General features: G+C 62.7%; 21 protein-coding genes, 2 tRNA genes and 1 rRNA gene. 2 read left to right on the forward strand and 22 right to left on the reverse strand.

Translation table 11 applies throughout. The features are described 5' to 3' along the window. Nucleotides 1-214: 214 nt before the first annotated feature. The 4 genes from BGK68_RS03080 to BGK68_RS27295 form a co-directional block, all read right to left on the reverse strand. Nucleotides 215-290 (reverse strand) — tRNA-Ala (locus BGK68_RS03080). Between the two features lie 7 nt (nt 291-297). Next, a tRNA-Ile gene (locus BGK68_RS03085) sits at nt 298-374 on the reverse strand. 119 nt (nt 375-493) lie between these two features. Next, nucleotides 494-2026, reverse strand: a 16S ribosomal RNA gene (locus BGK68_RS03090). A gap of 176 nt (nt 2027-2202) precedes the next feature. Further along, nucleotides 2203-2382, reverse strand: a complete 180-nt coding sequence (locus BGK68_RS27295) for a hypothetical protein (protein WP_143432923.1) — start codon at nt 2380-2382, stop codon at nt 2203-2205. Nucleotides 2383-2660: 278 nt separating this feature from the next. On the opposite strand from BGK68_RS27295, the gene BGK68_RS03095 reads away from it, so the two are divergent. Continuing rightward, a complete protein-coding gene (locus BGK68_RS03095) occupies nt 2661-3623 on the forward strand; it encodes a UDP-glucose 4-epimerase family protein (protein WP_075259658.1) in 963 nt (320 codons plus the stop codon). Here BGK68_RS03095 and waaA read toward each other — a convergent pair. The 4 genes from waaA to BGK68_RS03115 form a co-directional block, all read right to left on the reverse strand. After that, entirely contained in the window at nt 3608-4894 is a 1287-nt protein-coding gene (gene waaA / locus BGK68_RS03100; RefSeq protein ID WP_075255883.1) for a lipid IV(A) 3-deoxy-D-manno-octulosonic acid transferase, read from the reverse strand. The two genes, BGK68_RS03095 and waaA, sit on opposite strands and share 16 nt — an antisense overlap. Further along, complete coding sequence (locus BGK68_RS03105) at nt 4894-5763, reverse strand: Kdo hydroxylase family protein (protein ID WP_075255884.1); 870 nt, start codon at nt 5761-5763, stop codon at nt 4894-4896. The genes waaA and BGK68_RS03105 overlap by 1 nt, the downstream gene beginning before the upstream one ends. Nucleotides 5764-5922: 159 nt before the next feature. Next, the gene (gene waaC / locus BGK68_RS03110) at nt 5923-6900 is read right to left on the reverse strand and encodes a lipopolysaccharide heptosyltransferase I (RefSeq protein WP_075255885.1); all 978 of its coding nucleotides are present in this window, start codon (nt 6898-6900) and stop codon (nt 5923-5925) included. Between the two features lie 45 nt (nt 6901-6945). Further along, nucleotides 6946-8322, reverse strand: coding sequence for a phosphomannomutase/phosphoglucomutase (locus BGK68_RS03115; protein ID WP_075255886.1), 1377 nt, complete (start codon nt 8320-8322; stop codon nt 6946-6948). Nucleotides 8323-8539: 217 nt separating this feature from the next. On the opposite strand from BGK68_RS03115, the gene BGK68_RS03120 reads away from it, so the two are divergent. Continuing rightward, nucleotides 8540-9364 (forward strand): symmetrical bis(5'-nucleosyl)-tetraphosphatase, encoded by an 825-nt coding sequence (locus tag BGK68_RS03120; RefSeq protein WP_075259659.1) that lies wholly within the window; start codon nt 8540-8542, stop codon nt 9362-9364. On the opposite strand, the gene BGK68_RS03125 is transcribed toward BGK68_RS03120, so the two are convergent. From BGK68_RS03125 to BGK68_RS03190, 14 genes are all read right to left on the reverse strand, one after another. After that, entirely contained in the window at nt 9294-10094 is an 801-nt protein-coding gene (locus BGK68_RS03125; protein WP_075255887.1) for a lysophospholipid acyltransferase family protein, read from the reverse strand. The genes BGK68_RS03120 and BGK68_RS03125 overlap by 71 nt on opposite strands. Before the next feature lie 114 nt (nt 10095-10208). Continuing rightward, on the reverse strand, nt 10209-11495 hold the full coding sequence (locus BGK68_RS03130; RefSeq protein WP_075255888.1) for a dihydroorotase: 1287 nt from the start codon (nt 11493-11495) through the stop codon (nt 10209-10211). Between the two features lie 64 nt (nt 11496-11559). Continuing rightward, on the reverse strand, nt 11560-12519 hold the full coding sequence (locus BGK68_RS03135; protein WP_017454302.1) for an aspartate carbamoyltransferase catalytic subunit: 960 nt from the start codon (nt 12517-12519) through the stop codon (nt 11560-11562). Next, nucleotides 12512-13024 carry a bifunctional pyr operon transcriptional regulator/uracil phosphoribosyltransferase PyrR gene (gene pyrR / locus BGK68_RS03140; RefSeq protein WP_075255889.1) on the reverse strand — a complete coding sequence of 171 codons (513 nt, stop codon included), beginning with the start codon at nt 13022-13024 and terminating at the stop codon, nt 12512-12514. Before pyrR ends, BGK68_RS03135 begins: the two co-directional genes overlap by 8 nt. Continuing rightward, nucleotides 13021-13407 carry a Holliday junction resolvase RuvX gene (ruvX, locus tag BGK68_RS03145; RefSeq protein ID WP_075255890.1) on the reverse strand — a complete coding sequence of 129 codons (387 nt, stop codon included), beginning with the start codon at nt 13405-13407 and terminating at the stop codon, nt 13021-13023. Before ruvX ends, pyrR begins: the two co-directional genes overlap by 4 nt. A 14-nt stretch (nt 13408-13421) precedes the next feature. After that, complete coding sequence (locus BGK68_RS03150) at nt 13422-14183, reverse strand: YqgE/AlgH family protein (protein ID WP_198937157.1); 762 nt, start codon at nt 14181-14183, stop codon at nt 13422-13424. Between the two features lie 91 nt (nt 14184-14274). Next, nucleotides 14275-15690 (reverse strand): amidohydrolase family protein, encoded by a 1416-nt coding sequence (locus BGK68_RS03155; RefSeq protein ID WP_075255891.1) that lies wholly within the window; start codon nt 15688-15690, stop codon nt 14275-14277. Between the two features lie 28 nt (nt 15691-15718). Continuing rightward, nucleotides 15719-16522 (reverse strand): ABC transporter permease, encoded by an 804-nt coding sequence (locus tag BGK68_RS03160; protein WP_075255892.1) that lies wholly within the window; start codon nt 16520-16522, stop codon nt 15719-15721. Beyond that, complete coding sequence (locus BGK68_RS03165) at nt 16506-17363, reverse strand: ABC transporter ATP-binding protein (RefSeq protein WP_075255893.1); 858 nt, start codon at nt 17361-17363, stop codon at nt 16506-16508. The genes BGK68_RS03160 and BGK68_RS03165 overlap by 17 nt, the downstream gene beginning before the upstream one ends. A 17-nt stretch (nt 17364-17380) precedes the next feature. Further along, nucleotides 17381-18412: an aromatic ring-hydroxylating dioxygenase subunit alpha gene (locus BGK68_RS03170; RefSeq protein ID WP_075255894.1), complete on the reverse strand. Its 1032-nt coding sequence runs from the start codon at nt 18410-18412 to the stop codon at nt 17381-17383. 133 nt (nt 18413-18545) lie between these two features. Then, nucleotides 18546-19535, reverse strand: coding sequence for an ABC transporter substrate-binding protein (locus BGK68_RS03175; RefSeq protein WP_233149228.1), 990 nt, complete (start codon nt 19533-19535; stop codon nt 18546-18548). Nucleotides 19536-19612: 77 nt separating this feature from the next. Beyond that, entirely contained in the window at nt 19613-20632 is a 1020-nt protein-coding gene (locus tag BGK68_RS03180; protein WP_075255896.1) for a PDR/VanB family oxidoreductase, read from the reverse strand. Nucleotides 20633-21034: 402 nt separating this feature from the next. Then, entirely contained in the window at nt 21035-21919 is an 885-nt protein-coding gene (locus BGK68_RS03185) for a dienelactone hydrolase family protein (protein ID WP_075255897.1), read from the reverse strand. Nucleotides 21920-22130: 211 nt separating this feature from the next. Beyond that, nucleotides 22131-23822, reverse strand: coding sequence for a methyl-accepting chemotaxis protein (locus BGK68_RS03190; protein ID WP_075255898.1), 1692 nt, complete (start codon nt 23820-23822; stop codon nt 22131-22133). Between the last annotated feature and the right edge of the window lie 193 nt (nt 23823-24015).

Genomic DNA, 24015 nt, shown 5'->3' on the forward strand with positions numbered 1-24015 from the left:
AAGTCTTCTAATTGCTAAGATCACTTCGTAATACTTTGATTGATACAATCACACCCATTTTTACTTTCGCAAGAACCGAAGTCCTGGCGATCGTTTAAATGAATCTTTACTTCTTCCAGATTGTTAAAGAACAAAAACAGCCATTGATCGTAAAAGATCAAACCTAAATCACTACGTCTTGCGTTGGCGACGCTGACTTAGGTTTGATATTTCTTGGTGGAGGTTGACGGGATCGAACCGACGACCCCCTGCTTGCAAAGCAGGTGCTCTCCCAGCTGAGCTAAACCCCCGAAACCTTGGTGGGTCTGGTTGGGCTCGAACCAACGACCCCCGCGTTATCAACACGGTGCTCTAACCAGCTGAGCTACAGACCCGCTTGGATCAGTATCAGTAGCCAGTCGATGACGTTGTGTCACGGACCGCGCTTCACCAAATAACTGTTCTTTGAATTACAGCCGATAAGTGTGGACGCTTAACTTCGTGCGCACTCTAGAAAGGAGGTGATCCAGCCGCACCTTCCGATACGGCTACCTTGTTACGACTTCACCCCAGTCACGAATCCTACCGTGGTGAGCGCCCTCCTTGCGGTTAGGCTACCCACTTCTGGTAAAACCCGCTCCCATGGTGTGACGGGCGGTGTGTACAAGACCCGGGAACGTATTCACCGCGACATGCTGATCCGCGATTACTAGCGATTCCAACTTCATGGAGTCGAGTTGCAGACTCCAATCCGGACTACGATACACTTTCTGGGATTAGCTCCCCCTCGCGGGTTGGCGGCCCTCTGTATGTACCATTGTATGACGTGTGAAGCCCTACCCATAAGGGCCATGAGGACTTGACGTCATCCCCACCTTCCTCCGGTTTGTCACCGGCAGTCTCATTAGAGTGCCCTTTCGTAGCAACTAATGACAAGGGTTGCGCTCGTTGCGGGACTTAACCCAACATCTCACGACACGAGCTGACGACAGCCATGCAGCACCTGTGTGATGGTTCTCTTTCGAGCACTCCCAAATCTCTTCGGGATTCCATCCATGTCAAGGGTAGGTAAGGTTTTTCGCGTTGCATCGAATTAATCCACATCATCCACCGCTTGTGCGGGTCCCCGTCAATTCCTTTGAGTTTTAATCTTGCGACCGTACTCCCCAGGCGGTCTACTTCACGCGTTAGCTGCGTTACCAAGTCAATTAAGACCCGACAACTAGTAGACATCGTTTAGGGCGTGGACTACCAGGGTATCTAATCCTGTTTGCTCCCCACGCTTTCGTGCATGAGCGTCAGTGTTATCCCAGGGGGCTGCCTTCGCCATCGGTATTCCTCCACATATCTACGCATTTCACTGCTACACGTGGAATTCTACCCCCCTCTGACACACTCTAGCCGTGCAGTCTCAAATGCAATTCCCAGGTTGAGCCCGGGGATTTCACATCTGACTTACACAACCGCCTGCGCACGCTTTACGCCCAGTAATTCCGATTAACGCTTGCACCCTACGTATTACCGCGGCTGCTGGCACGTAGTTAGCCGGTGCTTATTCTTCAGGTACCGTCATTAGTAATAGATATTAGCTACTACCGTTTCTTCCCTGACAAAAGAGCTTTACAACCCGAAGGCCTTCTTCACTCACGCGGCATTGCTGGATCAGGGTTGCCCCCATTGTCCAAAATTCCCCACTGCTGCCTCCCGTAGGAGTCTGGGCCGTGTCTCAGTCCCAGTGTGGCTGGTCGTCCTCTCAGACCAGCTACTGATCGTTGCCTTGGTAGGCTTTTACCCCACCAACTAGCTAATCAGATATCGGCCGCTCCAGGAGCATGAGGTCTTGCGATCCCCCACTTTCATCCGTAGATCGTATGCGGTATTAGCTAGTCTTTCGACTAGTTATCCCCCACTCTAGGGCACGTTCCGATATATTACTCACCCGTTCGCCACTCGCCATCAGGAGCAAGCTCCTATGCTGCCGTTCGACTTGCATGTGTAAGGCATGCCGCCAGCGTTCAATCTGAGCCAGGATCAAACTCTTTAGTTTAATCTCTGTTTTGTGCCATTTCTGGCTACCCCGAAGGGCATCGCTCTCTCAAAATACTGACAGGTAATTTCTTGCGATCTTACCTATATTTCTTGTGAGCATTTAATGTTTAAAGTTTCCAGAACCGAAGTTCTGTCGCACTTCATTAAACGCCCACGCTTATCGGCTGTTAATTTTTAAAGATCTTGTCTGTCGCAAACGCGCTTGGCGCTGTTTGCATCGCTGCGAATCGTTTTGTTCGTCAGCAGCAGAGAAACGAGATTATGTAGCAGCTTGTTTATCGCGTCAACTACTTTTTTGCGATTCGTTTTAAATTTTTTCGTCTTCGCTGAACTTACCGCTTCGACTACTTCCATTTAAAACGCCCTACAAACTGCCCCACTACTCATTGCTTCGCCGACATCTGTCGCTTTGTTTTTCAACTTCGCTTCGTGTGTCGCGTCAGCAGGGGGCGAACTATAGCAATCCACCTGCAGCCGCGCAAGCCCTTTTTGAAAAATAATCGTAAATAATTAAAAACGATCTTCCGCTCACCCTGCCGAATAATCACACGCCCCGCTCAGCCGCGGCTGAGCAGCCCGATCAGGGCGTGATGATAAGATTTGCCCCTCTTCATTTCAGCCGTTTCCTATCCATGCATATTCTTGTCACAGGCGCCTCGGGTTTCGTAGGCCGAGCTTTGCTCAGCCGCCTGGCCTCGGAAGGACAACACGTTCTGCGAGGCGCATTTCGCCCGTCCTCCCAAACAGTCATGGATAAGGAGCGTATCGAACGCACCGTCATTTCAGGCCTGGATCCTGAAACAGACTGGTCAGCAGCCTTGCACAATATAGAGGCGGTAGTCCATTGCGCTGCCCGGGTACATGTGATGAACGAAACGGCCAGCGATCCACTGGCCGAATTCCGGCGCGTCAATCTCGAGGGCAGCCTTTCCCTGGCGCGTCAGGCGCAACAGGCTGGGGTGCAACGTTTCATTTTCATCAGTTCCATCAAGGTCAATGGCGAACAAACCCGTCCTGGGCAGCCCTTTACCCCCGATGAGAGGCCTGCTCCGACCGACCCCTATGGCATTTCCAAGATGGAGGCTGAACAGGCATTGCTTGAATTGGGCCGCACGGGAAAGATGCAAGTGGTGATAATACGGCCGGTGCTGGTCTATGGCCCGGGCGTGAAAGCTAACTTCCTGAGCATGATGCGCTGGCTGGACAAGGGAATACCGCTGCCCTTGGGCGGCATCACCCACAACCGGCGTAGCCTGGTGGCGTTGGACAACCTGGTGGATTTGATTACCGTCTGTCTCGCTCACCCGGCCGCAGCAGGCCAGATATTCCTGGCATCGGATGGGGAAGACCTGTCCACCACCGCAATGCTCCAGCGGCTGGGCCAGGCCCTGGACAAATCACCCACCCTGCTGCCGGTACCTGCATCATGGCTGACACTGGCGGCGCTCCTGATGGGCAAGAAAGGAATCGCGCAAAGACTCTGTGGCTCATTACAGGTCGACATCAGCAAGAACCGCGAATTGCTGGGCTGGTCGCCGCCTATTACGGTAGATGCCGCCTTCAGGAAGACCGTAGAAGCCTATCGGCGCGCATGAGCGTGCTCCAGCAGAGGGGCCAGCAGCACCAGGCTCCGATCGGTCGCTCCCTGGTGGCGCTGGGCAAATGACAGCGCAACCTGTGCCATCTCATCAATACGGTCGGGTTCTGCGATGAGGATGGACCACTGCCGCAGCAACTCCACCGCATCCCCCACCCGCACCGCCGCCCCATCGGCCACGGCCTCCTCGGTAATCCGCAGGAAATTGAAGGTGTGCTCGCCAATCAGCACCGGCTTGCCCAAGGCCAAAGCCTCGATCAGGTTCTGTCCGCCCAAGGGCAACAGGCTGCCGCCGATGAAGCTGACGTCGGAGAGGGCATAGTAGGCGAACATCTCTCCCATCGAATCGCCCAGCACCACGTCCACATCTTCTACGGCAAAGCCCTGCGCCAGTTCGGAACGGCGGCGCAGCCTCAGCCCACGGGCGCGGATCAAGGCGGCGACCTCGTCGAAGCGCTGCGGATGACGCGGCACGATGACCGTGAGCCAATCCGCCTGCCCCAGCTTGGCCAAGGCATCGAGGATCAGGACTTCTTCGCCCTCACGGGTACTGGCGCACAGCAAGACCTTGCGCTCGCCTAGCGCGCGCTTCCATTGCCGGCCCCGCTCAACCACTTGCATGGGCGGCTGCACATCGAACTTGAGACTGCCAGTCACTTCCACGTGACGAGCGCCAAAGGCCCGCAAACGCTGGGCATCCCCATCCGATTGCGCACCGACGACGTCGATGGCCTCGGCAGCCGGTCGCAACAGGGAGGCAAACCGCTGGCCGCGCCGCAATGAACGCTCCGACAACCTGGCATTGGCCAGCATCACCGGCACATCATGACGCCGGCACTGCCGGATCAGGTTCGGCCACACCTCGGTTTCCATCAGAATGCAAGCCATCGGCCTGAAATGGCGCAGAAAACGACCGCACATCCATCCCGTGTCATACGGAAGGAAGCTTTGCACCACCCGCGCGCCATACTTGCCGAACACCTGCGCGCCGGTCGCACGACCTGTGGCAGTCATGCAGGTCAGCAGGATCTTGCAGTCCGGGTAGCGGGAAAGAAGGGCGTCCACCAGCGGCTCAGCGGCACGGGTCTCGCCCACGGACACGGCATGCACCCAGATGAAACGCGCCTGCGGATCAGGCAGGCGCGGATAGAACCCCAGCCGTTCGGCCACATGGGCCCGATACCCGGGCTCCTGGCGACCGCGCCGCCACAGGCGCAGCAGCACCAGCGGCATGGCAAACCACCACAATGCACTATACAGCCAGCGCATCAGACCAACGGATGGCCGACCAGGCGCGTCAGGATGGCCAGCGGACTGGATTGCGGATCGTACTGCCGCTCCGGAGCCAGGTGCAGGGTCTGCTCCATCATGTACTGGCCGGACATCACCGCGTGGGAAGCCTGGTCCGAGAAACAGATCCAGACCGAGCCGGCGGCAAAGGGCATGCTGACCTGCTGGGCGTCCTGCTGGTACTGCATGTCGCCCTTCATGCCGTCATGCAGTTGCAGCATCAGGTGGTCGTACTCGCTGCGCAAGGACTTGGTGACATGCAAGGCCTTCAGCGCACTGGCCTGCCAGCGCACATAGGGCTTGGCGCGCGGCAGGAAGCGCCGGGCCACGGTTTCGAACGGCTCGCCGACGCGCCAGACCCGCGGCACACCGTCGGGATTGATATTGGTGAACACGCGCAGGATGCGCTCGCCATAGTTGGGACGGGAGGGAAAGGCATCCACATGCATGCGGCGGTCATCGGCACGCCAGGACTGAGCGCGGGTCTCGACCTGCATCGGGCGGTAGCTGGTGGGCGCCACCCGCAGCGCGTCGCTGTATTTGGGCAGCAGGGAATGCACCAGCCCAAGCGCCTGTTCGCGGAAACGTCCGACCATGGCGGCCAGCGCCAACTGCTGCTCGGCGTCGCCGGCGGCGCCCTTGATGTGGCCGCGGGCGTCCAGGCTGATGTTGCGGACCTTGGGGTCGCGCACAGCCGGATCCAGCAGCGCGCGCTCGGACTCCAGCAACTGGAAGCCAAGATGCGGGAAATACAGCACCTTGCCGGCTTCCAGCGCGGTGATCCACTCCTGATGGGGATTGTCAGCCTGCCATTCGGTCAGGCCGATCTCGATAATTTGTGATTCCATGGCCGGTATTATGCCCGCAAGCGCCAGCCCCGTATATTGGCGCAGCACCGCAAAAAAACCGCGACAGGCCCGCCCCAGGCGCTCTGGCGGCGCTTCCGACAAGTTTGCTGATGCGGTTTGATCTGCTTCAACGCATCGGATGATCGGCCAACGCGGCGCTCATGCCAGCAGTTGCAGGGCGGCTTGCAGCACTTCGTCTTCCCTGGGCGGGCTGCCCAGATCGCCCAGGTTGATGATGGAGGGCGACCAGTTGCCCTCGGTCTTCCAGCGCGGGGAATCGCAATACAGCTCGATGGTGGGCTTGCCGCAGGCTGCGGCGATATGCGTGAGCCCCGTATCCAGGCCCACCACCAGCCTGGCCTGCTGCACCAGCGCGACAGCCTGCATCAGGGGCAAGGCCGGCAACACGGTCGCACCGGCAATGGCCTGGGCCAGTTGCTGGGCGGCCTGCTGCTCGCGCTGGCTGCCCCACGGCAGCAAGATGGGCAAGCCGCGCGCGGCCAGCGCCTGGCCCAGCCTGATCCACTGCGCCTGCGGCCACTGCTTGGCCGCGCGCGCCGTACCGTGGAAGAACACCACGTAGTCTTGCTCGGGCATCCATGGCCAGCGCTGCTGCGGCGCCGCCTGCAAGGCGAAGTCGGGCCGCGGGTCCAACTGGTAGCCCAGTGCGCCAGCGGCCACCAGACGCGCGCGGGTCACCGCATGGGTGCGCCGGTCCACGGCAATGCTCTGGTCATGGAAGATGCGCGAGAGCGGTTCATAGCCCGAACCCTCGGTGGCATTGGCCAGGCCGATGCGGCGACCATTGTCCGACAGGCGCGCCATGCGCATGACGACGCTGGTCTTGAGCAAACCCTGGGTATCGAACACCAGGTCATAGCGCTCGGCACGCAGTTGCCGGCGGAACGCGCCGATCTCGGCGCGGGTGGCGGCCGACCACAGGCTCTTGCGCCAGCGCCGCAGGGCGATGGGGATGATATTGCGCACATGGGGGTTCAGGCCGACCAGGCCGGTATAGGCCTCCTCGACCACCCAGTCGATCTGTGCATCAGGGAAATGACGATGAATGTCCGCGACCATCGGCATGTTATGGACGACGTCGCCTAGCGAGGAGACGCGGACGATAAGGATTTTCAAGGCTGACCCACTCTGGCGTTATCTGTGGGCCAGCATCTTACCCCATCAGAACGGCAATGCCACGTCCGGACGCACCGCCAGGATGGCTTTGCGGAACTGCGCCTGAATGCGCGCCAGCGCCTCGGGGGTTTCCGCCTCGAAGCGCAGCACCAGCACCGGCGTGGTGTTGGACGAGCGCGCCAGGCCGAAACCGTCCGGATATTCCACGCGCAGGCCGTCGATGGCGATGATCTCCTGGGCACCGTCGAAACTGGCTTCGCCTTGCAGCTTGCCGATGAGCGCCACGTTCTCGCCTTCCTGCAGCTTGAGCTGCAATTCGGGCGTGCTCACCGACTGGGGCAAGGCATTGAGCACCGCCGACGGATCGGCCTGGCGCGCCATCAGCTCGAGCATGCGTACGCCGGCATAGAGACCATCATCGAAACCGAACCAACGGTCCTTGAAGAAGATATGGCCGCTCATCTCGCCGCCTAGGGGGGCGCCGGTCTCGCGCAGCTTGGCCTTGACCAGCGAATGCCCGGTCTTCCACATCAGCGGGCGGCCGCCGCGCGCGGTGATCCAGGGCGCCAGATGGCGGGTGCATTTGACGTCGTAGAGGATTTCCTTGCCCGGATGGCGGGTCAGCACGTCTTCGGCGAAGAGCATGAGCTGGCGGTCCGGATAGATGATCTGGCCATCCTTGGTCACCAGGCCCAGGCGGTCGCCGTCACCGTCGAAGGCCAGGCCGAGTTCGCAGTCGGTCTCGCGCAGGCAGCGGATCAGGTCTTGCAGGTTTTCCGGATGGGCCGGATCGGGATGATGATTGGGGAAGGTGCCATCGACTTCGCAGAACAGCTCGGTCACCTCGCAGCCCAGCGCCCGGTAGATCTCGCCGGCAAATGCGCCGGCCACGCCATTGCCGCAATCCACGGCGATCTTCAGCGGGCGCGCCAGCTTGACATCGGAGAGCATGCGCTCGATATAGGCGGCCTTGATGTCATGAGTGGCGTAGCCGCCCGCGCCCTGCGGGAAGTCGCCCTTGACGATGGCGTGGTAGAGCGCCTGGATGGTCTCACCGTGGATGGCCTCGCCGGCCAGTACCATCTTGAAACCGTTATAGTCCGGCGGATTGTGGCTGCCGGTGACCATGATGCCCGACTGGGTGTCCAGCACATGGGTGCCGAAATAGACCATGGGAGTGGCCACCATGCCCAGGTCGATCACATCCACGCCCACTGCCTGCAGCCCGCGAGCCAGCTCGGCAGCCAGCTCAGGCCCCGAGAGACGACCATCGCGACCGATCACGACCTTCTTCTGGCCCTTGGCCAGGGCGGCGGCGCCAAAGGCTTGGCCGATGCGGTACGCTACCGTGCCATCGAGCGTCTTGCCGATGATGCCGCGGATGTCGTAAGCCTTGAAGATGGATGGCGAAAGTGATGTCACAGTATGATTCCTTCATTGATAGGAGAACCGGAAGGCGTCTGCCTGACGCTACCCGCTTGTGATCCGCTTGACGCAAAATGGTTGCGCATTGCAGCATTCAGCCCCGCCGCATTTCATTCCGGCAACATTCAGATGCATTGAACGGGCCACATCTTAACATTTGAACATCGGCGCCCGCGCCCAGCGCAAACGCTCCCAGCCAGAATTGTCCAGCCTCATGCAAGAGACTCATCATTACGTCATCGGCGACCTCCAGGGTTGCCTCACCCCGTTCCTGGATCTGCAGCGCCAGCTGCCGCTGAGCGCAGACGCGCAGCTCATCTTCGCCGGCGACCTCATCAACCGCGGCCCGCAATCCCTGCAGACCCTGCGCACCATCATGCAGATGGGCCAGCGCGCGCAGGCGGTGCTGGGCAACCACGACCTGCACCTGCTGGCGGTGGCCTGCGGCATCCGCCCCGCCCACCGTGACGACACCCTGGCCGAGATCCTCCAGGCTCCCGACCGCGAAGAACTGATCCACTGGCTGCGCCATCGTCCCCTTGCCATCCATGAACAGGGCCACCTGATCGTGCATGCCGGGGTACTGCCGCAATGGGACCTGCAACAGGCGCTGGCGCTGGCCGGTGAGGTGGAAAGCATGCTGCGCAGCGACCAGTGGATCGCCTTCCTCCGCCATATGTATGGCAACCAACCCGACCGCTGGAGCGACGACCTGGCCGGCTACGATCGCCTGCGCTGCATCATCAATGCCTTCACCCGCCTGCGCTTCTGCCAGGCCGACGGGACGATGGATTTTGCAGTGAAGGAAGGCGCGGCAGCGGCGCCGGCAGGCTTGATGCCCTGGTTCGATGTGCCGGGCCGGCGGACCGAGGAGGTGACCGTGGTCTTTGGTCACTGGTCCACGCTGGGATTGGTGATGCGCCCCAAGCTGATCGCCCTCGATACCGGTTGCGTCTGGGGCGGCCAGCTCAGTGCGGTGCGACTTGAGGATCGGGCGCTGTTCCAGGTGCAGTGTCCGCAGGCGCGCCGGCCGGGCTGAGCGAGGCCAGCGAATAGCCCAGTCCGGTGGCAATGACCTCACGCGTGCTGCGCGCGAGGTCGCGCCGATGTGCGCCTTCGGTGCTGATGAGCGGCAATTGCTTCAATTCTGCCGTCATGCCGCGCGCCTTGAGGATGGTAAGGATGCTCTCGGCGATGGACATCTCGCCGATGAAGTCAGCCGCTGCATGCAACTGCCCATTGGCGTCCACATAGCGCAGCGCATAGGGTTGCACCGGCGCCTTGGCATCGATGGCAGCCTCGAACAGATTGGCGTGGAACGGCAGCAGCGTGCCTTGCGCAGCCGTGGTGCCCTCCGGGAAGAAGGCGACGTGTTCGTCCTTCTCGATGCTTTCCACCAGGCCCTTGAAGATGCGGCGCACATCGCTGGCCTTGCCGCGCGAAATGAAGATGGTGCCGGTCTTGGCGCACAGCCAGCCGATCAGGGGCCAGTTGCGGATCTCGGACTTGGCCACGAAGCGGCAGGGCTGCAATGAATTGACCACGAAGATATCCAGCCAGCTCACATGATTGGACACCAGCAGCGAACGCTGGATCGGCAGCGGACTGTCGATGCGCACGTCGATGCCGCAGATGCGCAGCAGCTTGCGCGACCAGCGCCGGATATGCGCCTCGCGGCCCTTCTGGGACGTGAATGGGAACAGGAAGGCACAGACCGCCATGCCCTTGAAGAGATGCGCGATCAGGCGCAGCAAACGGAAAACGAACATGGCGTAATCGGGTCGTGATCAGGTCGTCGTCGACGGAAAAACGGCTTAAGTAGAAAACAAGATCGGAGTTGCCTAAAGGAAACTATCGATCAAGCAAGAGTCAAGCTGCAGCAATCACCGCTCGAAGGCGATATGCCCCGACACGATGGTGGCCTTGACCACGCCCGGCAGCTCGTAGCCCAGGAACGGGGTGTGCTTGCCCTGGCTGGCCAGCGCCGCACCCTGCACCTTCCACATGGCGTTGGGATCGAACAGGCAGAGGTCGGCCACGCTGCCCACGGCCAGGTTGCCGGCCTTCAGGCCCGCCACCTTGGCGGCGCGGTGGGTGACCTTGGAGATGGCCTTGGACAGCACCTCCTTGCCCTCTCCTTCGGTCTCCAGCGCCCACTTCAGCGACAGCGACAGCAGCAGCTCCAGGCCGGTCGCGCCCGGCGAGGCTTCGCCGAAGGGCAACAGCTTCTCGTCGTCATCGACCGGAGTGTGATCGGAGCAGACCGCATCGATGGTGCCATCCAGCAGCGCCGTGCGGATCGCTTCGCGGTCACGCTGGGAGCGCAACGGCGGGGTCATGCGGGCATTGGAATCGAAGAAGCCGATGTCCAGATCGCACAAGTGGATGTGGTGCACGCCCACATCGCAGGTTACCGGCAGGCCTTCGCTCTTGGCCTGGCGCACCAGCTCCAGCCCGGCGGCCGAAGACATGCGGCAGAGGTGGACACGGGCGCCAGTGGCGCGCATCAGTTCGAACAGGGTATAGAGCGCAATGGTCTCCGACATCACCGGCACCCCCGACAAACCCAGGCGCGAAGCGGCCGGGCCGCTGTGGGCGATGCCGGTGCGGCCCAGGTGCGGGTCCTGCGGACGCAGCCAGACGGTGTAGTTGAAGGTCTTGGCGTATTGCAGCGCCGACAGCAGCACGGTGGTGTCGGTAATCGGCTCTTCGGCCTGCGAGAAGCCGATGCAACCTGCGTCGGTCAGCTCGGCCATCTCGGTCAAGGCCTTGCCCTTCAGGCCGGCGGTCAGCGCGCCCAGCGGGTAGACGTGCGCCTGGTTCAGCGAACGGGCGCGGTGCTTGAGCATTTCCACCAGGCCAGGCTCATCCAGTACCGGATCGGTGTCAGGCGGGCAGACCAGGCTGGTCACGCCACCCTGGATGGCGGCCTGCATCTCGGACTCCAGCGTGGCCTTGTATTCGTAGCCGGGCTCGCGCAGGCGGGCCGACAGGTCCACCAGGCCGGGGGCCACGATCAGGCCGGTGGCGTCGATGGTCTTGTTGGCCACGAAATCGGCCGGGGCCTGGCCCACGCCTACGATCTTGCCGGCGGCCACATACACATCCTGCTGGGCGTCGATGCCGTTGGCCGGGTCGATCAGGCGGCCGTTCTTGATATGCAGTTTCATCAGTTCTTGTCTTCTTAACGGATCGTTCAAAACGTCGCGGTGATAGTCGTCGTCAGCCTGGAATTCAATTACCGGCCACGATGCTCATGACCGCCATGCGCACCGCAATACCGAAGGTCACCTGCGGCAGGATCACCGCCTGGGCGCCATCGGCCACGGCGGAATCGATTTCCACGCCGCGGTTCATCGGGCCGGGGTGCATCACGATGGCGTCCGGCTTGGCCAGGGCCAGGCGTTCCGGAGTCAGGCCATAGCTCTTGAAGAACTCCTGCGCCGAGGGCAGCAGGGCGCCGCTCATGCGCTCGTTCTGCAGACGCAGCATGATGATGACGTCCACATCCTTCAAGCCCTCTTCCATGTTGTGGAAGACGCGCACGCCCATCTGCTCCAGGCCGCTGGGCAGCAAGGTGCGCGGGCCGATGGCGCGCACTTCCGGCACGCCCAGGGTGGTCAGCGCATGGATATCCGAGCGCGCCACGCGGCTGTGCAGGATGTCCCCCACGATGGCCACGCGCAGGTTGGTGAAGTCCTTCTTGTAGTGGCGGATGGTGTACATGTCCAAGAGACCCTGGGTCGGGTGCGCGTGGCGGCCGTCACCGGCGTTGACCACGTGGACATGCGACTGCTTCGTATCGATCAGGTGCTTGGCGATCAGGAAGGGCGCGCCCGATTGCGCGTGGCGCACCACGAACATGTCGGCATGCATGGCCGCCAGGTTGTCGATGGTGTCCAGAAGCGACTCGCCCTTGCTGGTGCTGGAAGCCTGGATGTTGAGGTTGATCACGTCCGCCGAGAGGCGCTTGGAGGCGATCTCGAAGGTGGTGCGGGTGCGCGTGGAGTTCTCGAAGAACAGGTTGAAGACGCTCTTGCCGCGCATCAGCGGCACCTTCTTGACTTCGCGGTCGCCGATGCTGACGAAGGAGGAAGCGGTATCGAGGATGTGCGTGAGGATAGCGCGCGGCAGGCCCTCGATGGTCAGCAGGTGTTGCAGTTCGCCGTTTTTGTTGAGTTGGGGATTAAGCATGGACCACCGTAAGGGAGAAGCGGCCGTCATCGGCGCGTTGCAGTTGCAGGTTTTCTTGTTTGCTGAGTTCGACCGAGGCCGCCACGAAATCGGCGGCGATGGGCAGCTCGCGGCCGCCGCGATCCACCAGCGCCGCCAGCAGCACGCGCGCCGGGCGGCCATAGTCGAACAGTTCGTTGATGGCCGCGCGCGTGGTGCGGCCGGTGTAGAGCACGTCGTCGACCAGCAGGATGGTGGCGCCCTCGACATCGAAGGGAATCTGGCTGGGCTTCACATCGGCGCGCAGACCCTTCTCGGAAAAGTCATCGCGGTAGAAGGAAACATCGACGAAACCCAGGCGCTCGCCCAGGTCCAGTTCAGCGGCTAGGCGTTCGGCCAGCCAGGCGCCGCCCGAGTGGATGCCCACCAGCGCAAGCTCGGTTGCGCCCTGCAGGCCGGCCTTGATCTGCTGCACCAGGGTCTGGTACAGCGCTTCTGCATCAAGCTGGGAAGGTGTTGTGCTCATGAATGTGCGTCGTCAAAGTATTGCTGCAAAATGATGGCGGCAGCCTGGTCATCGATCTGTTCACCGCGCTGGTGCTGGATGACCGCCGAACTGTAGCGTTCATCCACCAGCACGACCTCGACGCCGTAGCGGCCATGCAACTGGTTGGCAAAGCGGCGGCAGCGCACGCTCATCTCGTGCTCGGCGCCGTCCGGATGCAAGGGCAGGCCGACCACGCAGCGTGCCGGTTGCCACTCTTCGATCAGGCGCGCGATGGCGGCGAACTTGCCGTCGTTGGTCGCTTCGCTGATCACGGCCAGCGGCTGCGCCTGCTTCAGGCCAGTGTTGCCCACGGCCACGCCGATGCGCTTCAAGCCGAAGTCGAAGGCCAGGATGGTATCCAAGCGTCCCTGCCCTCTCAGGCCCGTCCGGCGTCGCCGGAGAGCATCACCGGGTCGATGCCCAGCAAGGCCAGGGCCGCCGTGAAGCGCTCCTCCACCGGCAGCTCGAAGATGATGGAGGGGTCGGCCTTGACGGTGAGCCAGCCATTGCGGCCGATCTCGCCTTCCAGCTGCCCCGGGCTCCAGCCCGAGCAGCCCAGCGTGACCAGCACGCGATCCGGGCCATTGCCGTGGGCCACCGCTTCGAGCACATCCTTGGAGGTGGTCAGGGCAACCTCATCGGTGACCTGCAGGGTCGAGGAATACTTTTCCGAGGTCGAATGCAGCACGAAGCCGCGCTCCACCTGCACCGGACCGCCGAACATGACCGGGCGGCGATACAGTTCCGGCATGGCGTCAGGGGTATCGGGCTTGATCTCGAGCTTGAGGTTGATGCGGTCGAACAGCACATCCATGGTCATGTCGGTGGGCTTGTTGATGACCACGCCGAGCGCGCCGTTATGGTTGTGTTCGCACAGGTAGACCACGGTGCCGCCGAAGATCGGGTCCAGCATGGACGGCATGGCGATCAGGAAATGATTGGTCAGGTCCAGCTCCAGCGGGGGGCGGTCCTCGTCTGCCGCGGCATCGTCGCCTTCGGCGCGCTTGCCGGCATCGGTCGCAGCAGCCTGGCGGGAGGTGGAGTCAGAATGGAAAGGGTCGAAAGCGCCAAAGGAATCCATGGATTCGTCGAAATCCTCGGCTGAGAAACTGAAGGGAGAATTGCGTCTCTTGGTCATCCCGGCATTTTAGCAGTTTTGGCCGGGATCCCATGTGGCTCATGGGGAAGCGCCGGCAAAGCAGGCCCCGCCAGGCCTGCTTTGCATGTCTTCAGTTGCTTCTCAGCATTTTTTTGACTGCCTGCCGCGCCTGCGCGCCCAGCTCGGCCAGGTCCACGCCGGGGATGGCGTCCTCGCGCACCACGGCGCGCCCGCCGACCCACATTGCCTTCAGGAAAGGCCGCCCGCCCGAGGCCACCGGGCCGATGGCCGGGTCATGCAGGCCGAAGTAGCGCGGATCGTCGAGGCGGTACAGGGCAATATCGGCCTGCTGACCGACCTGCAAGCCATCCAGCGCACCCAGGCCCAGCACGCGCGCGCCGCCGGTGGTCCCCCAGCGCACCACGTCTTCCACCGTCGCGGCGTCGGCGCCTCCTTCGAAGTGACCGCCGCGGAAAGACGGCGTCGCCTCCTGGCCGCGCCGGGCGCGTTGCATCAGCCAGGCCGCATGGGTCTCGGAGATCATGTCGGCCGCCTCGTTGGAGGCCGCGCCATCCACGCCGATGGAGACCGGCACGCCGGCCGCCTCCAGCGCCCGGATCGGGGCGATGCCGCTGCCCAGCCGGCCGTTGCTTTGCGGACAATGGGCAATACCTGTCCCTGTGCCGCCCAGCAACTGGATTTCCTCGGCATCGAGCTTGACCAGGTGGGCAAACCACACGTCCGGCCCCAGCCAGCCCACGCGCTCGCAGAATTCCACCGGACGGCAGCCGTGCATGGCGTGCGCACTGTCCTGATAGCCGACCGTTTCCGAGAGATGACTGTGCAGCCGCAAGCCCATGGCCCGCGCGGCCACCGCTATCTCGCGCAACTCGTCGGGAGCGGCCGAATAGAGTGGCGTGGTCGGCGCCATCACCACGCGCCGCATCGACGCCGGCGCGGGATCATGGAAGCGCCCGGCCAGACCTTGCATGTCTGCGAGGAAGCCATCGAGCGTCTCCGGTCGCAGCGCGCTGGGCAATTCCGCTTCCAGCTGCCGCGTGCGGGTGGCAGTGCCTCGGCACAGGACGAAGCGCAGGCCCAGTTGCTGGGCCTCCTCGAAGAGGATCTCCGAGGTATCGAAGGGCATGCCGGGGTAGTACAGGTAATTGTGATCGGCGATGGTGCCGCAGCCCGAACGCATCAGTTCCACCATGCCAATGCGCGCCGCAAGCCGGAACAGGTCGGCGTCGAAGCTGGCGCGATAGCGATAGGGCGTAGCCGCCAGCCAGGGCGTGAGCGTGGCGTTGATGCCCAACGGATCGCCCTTGAGCAGCGACTGGAACAGGTGATGATGGGTGTTGACCCAGGCCGGATAGGCCACGCAATCGCTGGCATCGATGAGGTCTTCGCCCGGCAACGCATCGAGCTGGCCGATGGTGGCAATGACGCCATCGCTCACCCGGATGTCGGGGCCGGCGTGGCGCGCGGCGGCGCCGGGCAGGCCGGTCATGATGGCCTGCAGGTTCCTGATCAGAAAAGTACTCATGAAAATTTGGCTCCCTGGATGAGCATCATCATGCCATCTCGCTCTCATGCCAGCCGGCCAGCATGGCGCGCGACAGCGCACTCATCAGCCAGAACAGCAGGATGCCGGTCAGCGTGATCAGCAGCAAGGCCGCAAACAGGCGCGGAATATTGAGCTGGAAACCCGCCTGCAGGATCTGGTAGGCCAGTCCCGACCCGGTGCCGCCGGTGCCCGCCACGAACTCGGCCACCACCGCCCCGATCAGCGCCAGCCCGCTGGAGATGCGCAGGCCGCCGAAGAAATACGGCAAGGCGCTGGGAATGCGCAGGCGTCGCAAGGTCTGCCAGCGCGAGGCCTTGTTCAGCCGGAACAGGTTGAGCAAGCCCGGATTGACGCTGCGCAGTCCCAGCGTGGTGTTGGAGATGATGGGAAAGAGCGCCATGATGGTGGCGCAGACCGTGAGCGCAGCGGTGGTGTCCCTGACCCAGATGATGATCAGCGGGGCGATGGCGACGATGGGCGTGACCTGCAGGATGATCGCATAGGGGAACAGGCTGATCTCGATGAAGCGACTCTGGACGAACACGAAAGCAATCGCCACACCCAGGACCACCGCCAGCGCGAAGGCCAGGAAGGTGATCTTCAAGGTCACCAGCAGCGACGCCATCAGCATGCTCCAGTCGGCCGCCAGGGTCTTGACGATCAGCGCAGGCGTGGGCACCAGGTAAGGTGGCACCTCCAGCAGCGTACAGACGATCTGCCACATCAGCAGCAGCGCAATGCCGATGATCAACGGCGCCGCCACGCGCCAGAAACCGGGGCGATTGACCAGCGGATCAGTGTTGGGCTTCATGGCCGTCTCCCTGCTGGTTGGCCAGCGTCAGGTAATCGGAAAGGGTCTTGCAGTACTGCATGAACGGCGCCGACATGCGAAAGGCCTCATCACGCGGACCCGGCGCATCGATGGCCACATCGGCAATCACCCGCCCGGGACGCGCCGCCATCACGATCACCCGCGAGGACAGGAACACCGCTTCATAGATGCTGTGGGTGACGAACACCACCGTCAGGTCCTGCCGGCTCCAGATGTCGCGCAGGTCGGCGTCGAGCTTGTTGCGGGTGAATTCATCAAGGGCGCCGAAGGGTTCATCCATCAGCAGCAGATTGGGCGAGGTGGCCAGTGCGCGTGCAATCGAGGCGCGCATCTGCATGCCGCCGGAGAGCTCACGCGGCAGCACCTTGTGGAATTTTTCCAGCCCCACCCGCTTCAAGGATGCAGCTACCCGCGCATCAGCCTGGGCGCGCGGCACGTGGCGCAAGTCCAGCGGCAGGCGCACATTCTGCTCCACCGTGGCCCAGGGCATCAGCGTGGCTTCCTGGAATACCATGGCCAACGTGCGCTCGGGCGTGCCGACCGTGGCCAGGTTGCCGCCCCACCAGCGGATATGCCCGTGGGACGGCTCTTCCAGCCCGGCGAACATCTTCAGCAAGGTGCTCTTGCCGCAGCCCGATGGGCCCAGCAGCGAGACGAACTCGCCCCGTCCGATATCGAGCCTGACCTCATCAAGCGCGTGCGTGCCATTGCGATAGGTCTTCTCCACCCGCTGCGCCGACAGCACCGGGGCCGCTACTGCGGCGGCACTCTGCTGCTCCCAGGCTGCGGCCTGCGACATCGCGTGTTCATCTCTGTCCATGGAATCTCCTGGGGGGTTCATGCAGCGGGGTAGAGGCGGAACACTTCAGATTCGCCGTGCTCTTCCAGCAACTGCAGCAGCATGCGGCGCATGATCAGGCCCGGCCGGTCCGAGGCCATGTGGAATTCCTGGCGGCGGCGCACGTCGATGCAGGCATCGGGATCGGTGGCTTCGAGGATCTCGCGGTCTTCCACCAGGATGGGCGCATCCCAGGCGATGAGCTCGGCTTCGGAACACTGTTCTTCGGTGTCGTTGCGATACAGCCATTGCGACAGCATGATGGAACCATCATCGATGGGCGTGGCGCAGTTGTAGATGATGTGATGCCGTCCGCTCTCCGGATAGGTGCAGCCAAAGCGGCGCACGAAGGGCAGATACCAGCGGTTGAACATGTGGCGCACCGTGGTGTCGGCGGTACTGCCGGTGACGCGATGGCTGGCCGGCACGTTCTTGATGGGTACGCGGGTTTCGGCTTCGAAACCGTAGTCGGTTTCGGCGATTTCGTATTTCTCCGGCTTGGGCTGGTCGTACAGGCCGAAGGTGGCGCGATGTACGTAACTGAAATGCGAATTGTCGAAGGAATTTTCCATCATCCGCAAGGCACTGGTCTCCCAGCGCTCGTAGAACTGGAAGATGCGGCGATAGCCCGGCGCACCCTCTTCGGGAAACTCCGGAATATCGCGCAGCGGTTCTTCCAGCGCCACCCACACGTAACCGTAACGCTCCTTGCAGAAATAGGATTTCACACAGGCCCCCGCCGGCACGCTGCCATCCGCGCTCTGCGGCACGCGCACGCAGGCCCCTTCGCCATTGAAGGTCCAGCCGTGATAGCCGCACACGATGTTGCCGTTTTCCACGAAACCCTTGGACAGCTTCGCCGTACGATGGCAGCAGCGATCCTGCAGCGCGGCGGGCGAGCCGTCTTCCTTCAACCACACCACCAGCTTCTCGCCCAACAGCGTGAAGGGCTGCGGCCCCTCCTTCAACTGAGAGACCGGCATGAGCGCGTACCAGAACCTGCGCAAGACTTTTTGTTGGGTTACCAGCATGATGCTGCTCCTTCTGCTTGGACTGCGAACACCATGGTCCGCAGTAGTCCGGCCGGCGTGCCAACATGGTCGCCTTCGCCGGAAAGAAACGCTGCTCCCGTGCATTCACCGAGAGTGAATCCCGTCAGGAAAGTCAGGGCATGACCTTCATGTCCTTGACGAACTGGGTGGTGTAGGCCTTGTGATAATCGGTCCCCGCCTTGAGCAGGCCGGTGGCCACCATGACCTCGTAGGTCTGCTTCCATCGCTCGTCGGTCATGACACCGATACCCAGCCTGGCCGCATCGCCGCCGGTGACCACCTTGAGCTCCTTGAGCTTGCCCAGGGCATAGGCCAGTTGTTCATCACCCATGTTCTTGTTGTCGGCCTTGATGAGGGCATTGCCCGGCGCTGGATCTTCCAGGTAGCTCTTCCACCCTTCCGCCGTCGCCTTGACGAAGCGCTGCACCAGGTCAGGCTTGGTCGCTACCGTCTTCTGCAGCGTCACGATGGTGGTGCCATAGGGCGGGTAGCCCTCGCTGGCAAAGAGGAAGAACTTGCTCTTCACGCCGGCCTTGTCGGCCTGGAACAGCTCGGAGGAGGGATAGGCCTGCTGCGCGATGTTGGGATCGGCAAAGAAAGGTTGCAGGTTGAAGGTATAGGCCCGGGACTGCGCATCGGTATAGCCATACTTGGCCTTGAGCCACGGCCACCAGCTCGACTGGCCCGAGCCGGCCACCAGGATGGTCTTGTTCTTCAGGCCGCCCAGGCTGGCGACATCGTCATGCGTCATCATCCCCTGCAGATCGGACTGGAAGGAAGTGCCCACCGTCACCAGCGGCAGGCCTTGCTCGACGCCCTTCATCACCGTGAAGTCGTAACCCATGCTGAAGTCGGCCTGCCCCGCCACCAGGATCTGCATGTTGTTGACCTGCGGGCCGCCCATCTTGATGGTCACGTCGATGCCGTATTTCTTGTAGATGCCCTTGGCCACGGCCTGGTAGAAGCCGCCGTGCTCGGCCTGCGCATACCAGTTCGACAGCAGCGTGACCTTGTCCTGGGCCTGGGCCAGGCCCGTGATCGACAGCGCGGCCGCGCCCAGCCACAACACCGCTGCACGCCGCAGGAACGTACGCTTTTGCATCGATTGCTTCTTCATAGCCTTCCTCTCCAGGTGGGTTGAACTTGCACTGACAAATCTCGACGACGGTGTGACAGACCTCACAGATCCAGCACCAGCCGCGTACCCGCACAGCGCGACACGCACGGCAGGATGCGCCGCCCGCTGGCGCGCTCGGCGGCCGAGAGCACACTGTCGCGATGCCAAGGCTGGCCTTCCAGTACGGTGCTCTCGCAACTGCCGCAGAAACCTTCGCCACAGGAGGTGCCGATCACCACACCCACTTGCGCTGCCGCGGCCACGATGCTCTGGCCGGGCAGCACCTGGCAGCGCAGGCCGGAACGCTGCAGCACCAGCTCGAAAGTGCTGTCTGGCGCCTGCGCCGGGCGGGCCGGATCTGCGTCCGCCGTCGGCATGGCCGGTGCGGCAAACCGTTCGAAGTGGATGTCCTGCTCGCGCCAGCCCGCCAGTTGCGCATGGCGACGTGCGGCGTCGATGAAGGGCGAAGGTCCGCACACGTAGAGCGGTGAAGAACGCGGCGCCGCCGCCAGGGCGGCCGCGATGGCGTGCTCGGTCTCGGCGCCATCCAGCCCCAGGTGCAGCGACATGCCTTGCGAACCCGCGGCCAGCTCATGGAAGAAGGCGGCATGCGCCAGGCTGCGTGCAAAGTAATGCAGACGATGTCGCGTACCTTGCATGGCCAGCTCGGCGGCCATCGCATGCAGCGGCGTGATGCCGATGCCGGCGGCCAGCAACAGCGGGGCGCGCGCATCGGCGATGAGGGGAAAGGCATTGACGGGAGGCGATGCGCTGATGGTCATCCCCTCCTGCACCTGCTCATGCAGGAAGACGGAACCGCCGCGTGAATCGGGCTCGCGCTTGACCGCAATCAGATAGCAATCACGCTGTTGCGGCGTATTGCAGAGGGAATAGGCGCGCACCAGGCCGTCGTGCAGATGCAGGCGCAGGTGCGCGCCCGGGGTCCAGGGTGGCAGCGCAGCGCCGTCCTGCGGCGCCAGTTCAAAGAGAAGGATCCCTTCGGCCGCGCGGCGCACTGCCCTCACCCGCAAGCGCAGCGTGGTAGCGGCGCCGCCATTGAAACGATCAGTGACGGCGTTCATCGCGCACCCCGGTCATCATTGCCGAAAATGGAATCAATCGTGGGCGATGTTGCGAAAAACGGTAACGCAGATAGAGAGGGCGCTCGGGCAATGTGCATGGTCTCGTGTCCTGTCAAAAGAGAGGGGCCATCGGAAGGCTCCGATGGCGTCACGAGCAATGCCCCGCAAGAAGGTAAGTGTCTTGGTTACCGACTGCTAGCCGCTTCTACTCACGGGCTTGTTTAGCAAACGGCGTGCCAAGGCGCGATGCGCCGTAAACCCATGTGTTCTTTCTGGACATCAATGAAAAAGGGACGGAAGACTCCGTCCCTTCGCATGCAGGCCGCACATCTTGGTGCGCCCTGCCTTGATCTGCATCAGAAGCGCACCAACACGAAGCTCGTGCTGCTTATCGCATCGGCATCAGGCCACACCGTGCTGCTTGAAGAAGGCCACCACCTTGCTCCACGCATCCTTGGCATCGGCCTCCACATAGCTGGGACGGTAGTCGGCGTTGAAGGCATGACCGGAATTCATGTACACATGGAATTCCGATTTGTTGCCCGCCTTCTGCAGCGCTTCCTTCATCTGCTCCACGGTCGAGACCGGGATGCCCTGGTCCTTGCCGCCGTACAGACCGATGACCGGCGTCTTCAGCGTAGGCGCGATATCGATGGGCTGCTGCGGGAACAGCTCGCTCTTCTCGCCCACCAGGCGGCCATACCAGGCCGCACCGGCCTTGACCTTGGGATTGTGGGCGCTGTAGAGCCAGACGATGCGGCCACCCCAGCAGAAGCCATTGATCCCCAGTCGCCGGGTATCGCCGCCGTTTTCGCCGGCCCATTTCACGTAGGCGTCGATATCGCCCATCACCTGGGCGTCGGGCACCTTGGAAATGATGTCCTTCTGCAGCTCGGCAATGGAGGTATAGGCCATGGGATTGCCTTGGCGCACGAAGAAGTCCGGCGCAATGGCCAGATAACCCAGCTTGGCGAAGCGGCGCGCGATGTCGGCGATGTGCTCATGCACGCCGAAGATCTCGGAGACCACGATGATGACTGGCAAGCCGGTCTTGCCCTCCGGCTGGGCGCGATAGGCCGGCACGCGCTGGCCGTTGACCTCGATGGACACCTCGCCTGCGGTCAGGCCCTGGGTATCGGTCTTGATCATGGACTGGGCGCACACCGGCAGCACGGCGGCCGCAAAGCCGGTGCCCAGGGCGGTCTTGAGGAAGGTGCGGCGGTCAGCGTTGCCGGACAGGGAGCTCTGGCCCAGCAGGCTGTTGAAATCATTGCGAAGGTCGTTCATCGGGTTCTCCATCTTGGGGGGCGCTTGGCCTCATTGTGGTGGAAGGACAAAGACAGAACGGATCGGGCCGGCCCATGAAAAAGCGGCCTTGGCAGAACGCTTGGGCCGCTTCTTGCGTCATCCGGACGCGCTCCGACCGATCTCATGCCGGAGTCTAACCGCAATTGCGCCAGCGCGTCGGAGCAGCAGCGCGCTGACGCCGCCCTGCGATTCAGCCCTGCACCGCCAGCACGTTACCGCCGGCCGGCAGCTCCGGTGCACCGGGTGTCACATCGATGACGCGCTCGACCGCCGCCGGGGCATGGGCCGGCGCGGCGGCATGCCCATGCGCCTGCGCCGCATCCAGGCGGAACACGCTCACCAGCTGCTGCAGCCCGGCCGCCTGCTCCTGCAGCGAGCGCGCCGCCGCTGCGGCCTGCTCGACCAGCGCGGCATTCTGCTGGGTCATGTCATCGATCTGGATGATGGCCTCATTGACCTGTTCGATGCCGCTGCTCTGCTCGCGGTTGGCATGGTTGATCTCGGTCATCACATCGGTCACGCGGCGGATGCTGGTGACGATGTCGTGCATGGTGCTGCCGGCCTGCTCGACCAGCTTGCTGCCATTCTCGACCTTGCCCACCGAATCACCGATGAGCACCTTGATTTCCTTGGCCGCCGAGGCCGAGCGCTGGGCCAGCGAACGTACTTCGGAGGCCACCACCGCGAAGCCGCGTCCCTGCTCGCCGGCGCGGGCGGCTTCCACCGCGGCGTTCAGCGCCAGGATGTTGGTCTGGAAGGCAATGCCATCGATCACGCTGACGATGTCGGCCACCTTCTGCGACGAGGCATTGATGGACTGCATGGTCTCCACCACCTGCGAGACGATGCTGCCGCCCTGCACCGCCACATCCGAGGCGGCCAGCGCCAGGTCATTGGCCTGGTGGGCGTTTTCGGCGTTCTGCTTGACGGTGGAATTCAACTGCTCCATGGAGGAGGCGGTCTCTTCCAGCGCACCGGCCTGCTGTTCGGTGCGGGCCGATAGGTCCAGGTTGCCGCGGGCGATTTCCGAGGACGCCGTGGTGATGGTTTCGGAACCCTTGCGCACCTCAGCCACGATGGCCGCGAGCTTGTCGCGCATGACGCGCATGGCGGCCATGAGGCTGTCGTGGTCGCCGGCGCGGGTATCGATGACCACAGCCAGGTCGCCCTCGGCGATCTGGCCAGCGATCTGCACCGCATAGTCAGGCTCGCCGCCGAGCTTGCGCAGCAGGTGACGGGTCAGCCAGAAAGCGGCCAGGACGGCGGTGACCACGCCGATGGCGCTGATGAGCAGCATCAGCATGCGTGCGCGCGAATAGGCCACGGCGCTGGCCTCGGCGGCATCCTTGTTGAGCTGGTCTTCCAGCGCAGCCAGGGCCTTGAGCTCGACCTGCCAGGATTTCTGCACCGGCAGGTACTGTTCCTTGAGGAATTGCGCCAGCTCATAGGCCTCGCGCCGCTTGCCGAACTCCACGGCTTCGTTGATCAGCTTCTCGGCCTTGCTGGCCTGGGCGGCGATCTTGGGCAAGGCCGCCTTTTCTTCATCGCTGGTGTCGCTCGATTCGGCAAAGAGCTGTTGCAGCTTCTGGGCCGCCATCTTGTATTTCAGGGATTGCGCTTCGATGTACTGCGCTTCGATATCCACGTCCTCGGGCGCGGCCGGCAGCATCAGGTTGCGCAGCGAGATGGAACGCTCGCCCACCGTCTCCAGCATTTCCTTGACTAGCGCGCTCTCGGGATTCTTGACCTCGACCACATGGGTAAAGCGGCCCTGCACCTGGTGCATGTTGAAGATGCCAAAGCCGGTCACCAGCACCAGCAACAGCACCACCCACGCAAACCCGAGTCCCAGGCGCGTGCCCATCTTCATTCCTGACTTCATGACGTCTCCTCCGTGTAGTCGTCGGAGGCCGGACGGAAAAACCGGAGAGCTGCGCGCGTCATACGTCCATGCCCTGCTGGCACGCTGCCTATCTGCTGTCCCCTGATCGTCTCCCTGCCACAGCCTCTGTTGCACCGGACCAGGTCCGGTCCCACTCGGCGCGTCGTCCCGTCTTTGACTACTGCGGTTGCGA

Origin of the sequence: Herbaspirillum camelliae (assembly GCF_001929405.1) — a bacterium.
Lineage (GTDB): Bacteria > Pseudomonadota > Gammaproteobacteria > Burkholderiales > Burkholderiaceae_D > Herbaspirillum > Herbaspirillum seropedicae.

Excerpts from the sequence above, each read along its gene's own strand:
- pyrR (WP_075255889.1), bottom strand. The coding sequence starts at position 13,024 with ATGAGCACAACACCTTCCCAGCTTGATGCAGAAGCGCTGTACCAGACC.
- BGK68_RS27295 (WP_143432923.1), bottom strand. The coding sequence starts at position 2,382 with ATGGAAGTAGTCGAAGCGGTAAGTTCAGCGAAGACGAAAAAATTTAAA.
- BGK68_RS03165 (WP_075255893.1), bottom strand. The coding sequence starts at position 17,363 with ATGGACAGAGATGAACACGCGATGTCGCAGGCCGCAGCCTGGGAGCAG.
- BGK68_RS03175 (WP_233149228.1), bottom strand. The coding sequence starts at position 19,535 with ATGCAAAAGCGTACGTTCCTGCGGCGTGCAGCGGTGTTGTGGCTGGGC.
- BGK68_RS03155 (WP_075255891.1), bottom strand. The coding sequence starts at position 15,690 with ATGAGTACTTTTCTGATCAGGAACCTGCAGGCCATCATGACCGGCCTG.
- BGK68_RS03095 (WP_075259658.1), top strand. The coding sequence starts at position 2,661 with ATGCATATTCTTGTCACAGGCGCCTCGGGTTTCGTAGGCCGAGCTTTG.
- BGK68_RS03160 (WP_075255892.1), bottom strand. The coding sequence starts at position 16,522 with ATGAAGCCCAACACTGATCCGCTGGTCAATCGCCCCGGTTTCTGGCGC.
- BGK68_RS03190 (WP_075255898.1), bottom strand. The coding sequence starts at position 23,822 with ATGAAGTCAGGAATGAAGATGGGCACGCGCCTGGGACTCGGGTTTGCG.
- BGK68_RS03125 (WP_075255887.1), bottom strand. The coding sequence starts at position 10,094 with ATGTTCGTTTTCCGTTTGCTGCGCCTGATCGCGCATCTCTTCAAGGGC.
- BGK68_RS03130 (WP_075255888.1), bottom strand. The coding sequence starts at position 11,495 with ATGAAACTGCATATCAAGAACGGCCGCCTGATCGACCCGGCCAACGGC.
- BGK68_RS03120 (WP_075259659.1), top strand. The coding sequence starts at position 8,540 with ATGCAAGAGACTCATCATTACGTCATCGGCGACCTCCAGGGTTGCCTC.
- BGK68_RS03180 (WP_075255896.1), bottom strand. The coding sequence starts at position 20,632 with ATGAACGCCGTCACTGATCGTTTCAATGGCGGCGCCGCTACCACGCTG.
- BGK68_RS03105 (WP_075255884.1), bottom strand. The coding sequence starts at position 5,763 with ATGGAATCACAAATTATCGAGATCGGCCTGACCGAATGGCAGGCTGAC.
- BGK68_RS03170 (WP_075255894.1), bottom strand. The coding sequence starts at position 18,412 with ATGCTGGTAACCCAACAAAAAGTCTTGCGCAGGTTCTGGTACGCGCTC.
- BGK68_RS03135 (WP_017454302.1), bottom strand. The coding sequence starts at position 12,519 with ATGCTTAATCCCCAACTCAACAAAAACGGCGAACTGCAACACCTGCTG.
- BGK68_RS03185 (WP_075255897.1), bottom strand. The coding sequence starts at position 21,919 with ATGAACGACCTTCGCAATGATTTCAACAGCCTGCTGGGCCAGAGCTCC.
- BGK68_RS03150 (WP_198937157.1), bottom strand. The coding sequence starts at position 14,183 with ATGACCAAGAGACGCAATTCTCCCTTCAGTTTCTCAGCCGAGGATTTC.
- waaA (WP_075255883.1), bottom strand. The coding sequence starts at position 4,894 with ATGCGCTGGCTGTATAGTGCATTGTGGTGGTTTGCCATGCCGCTGGTG.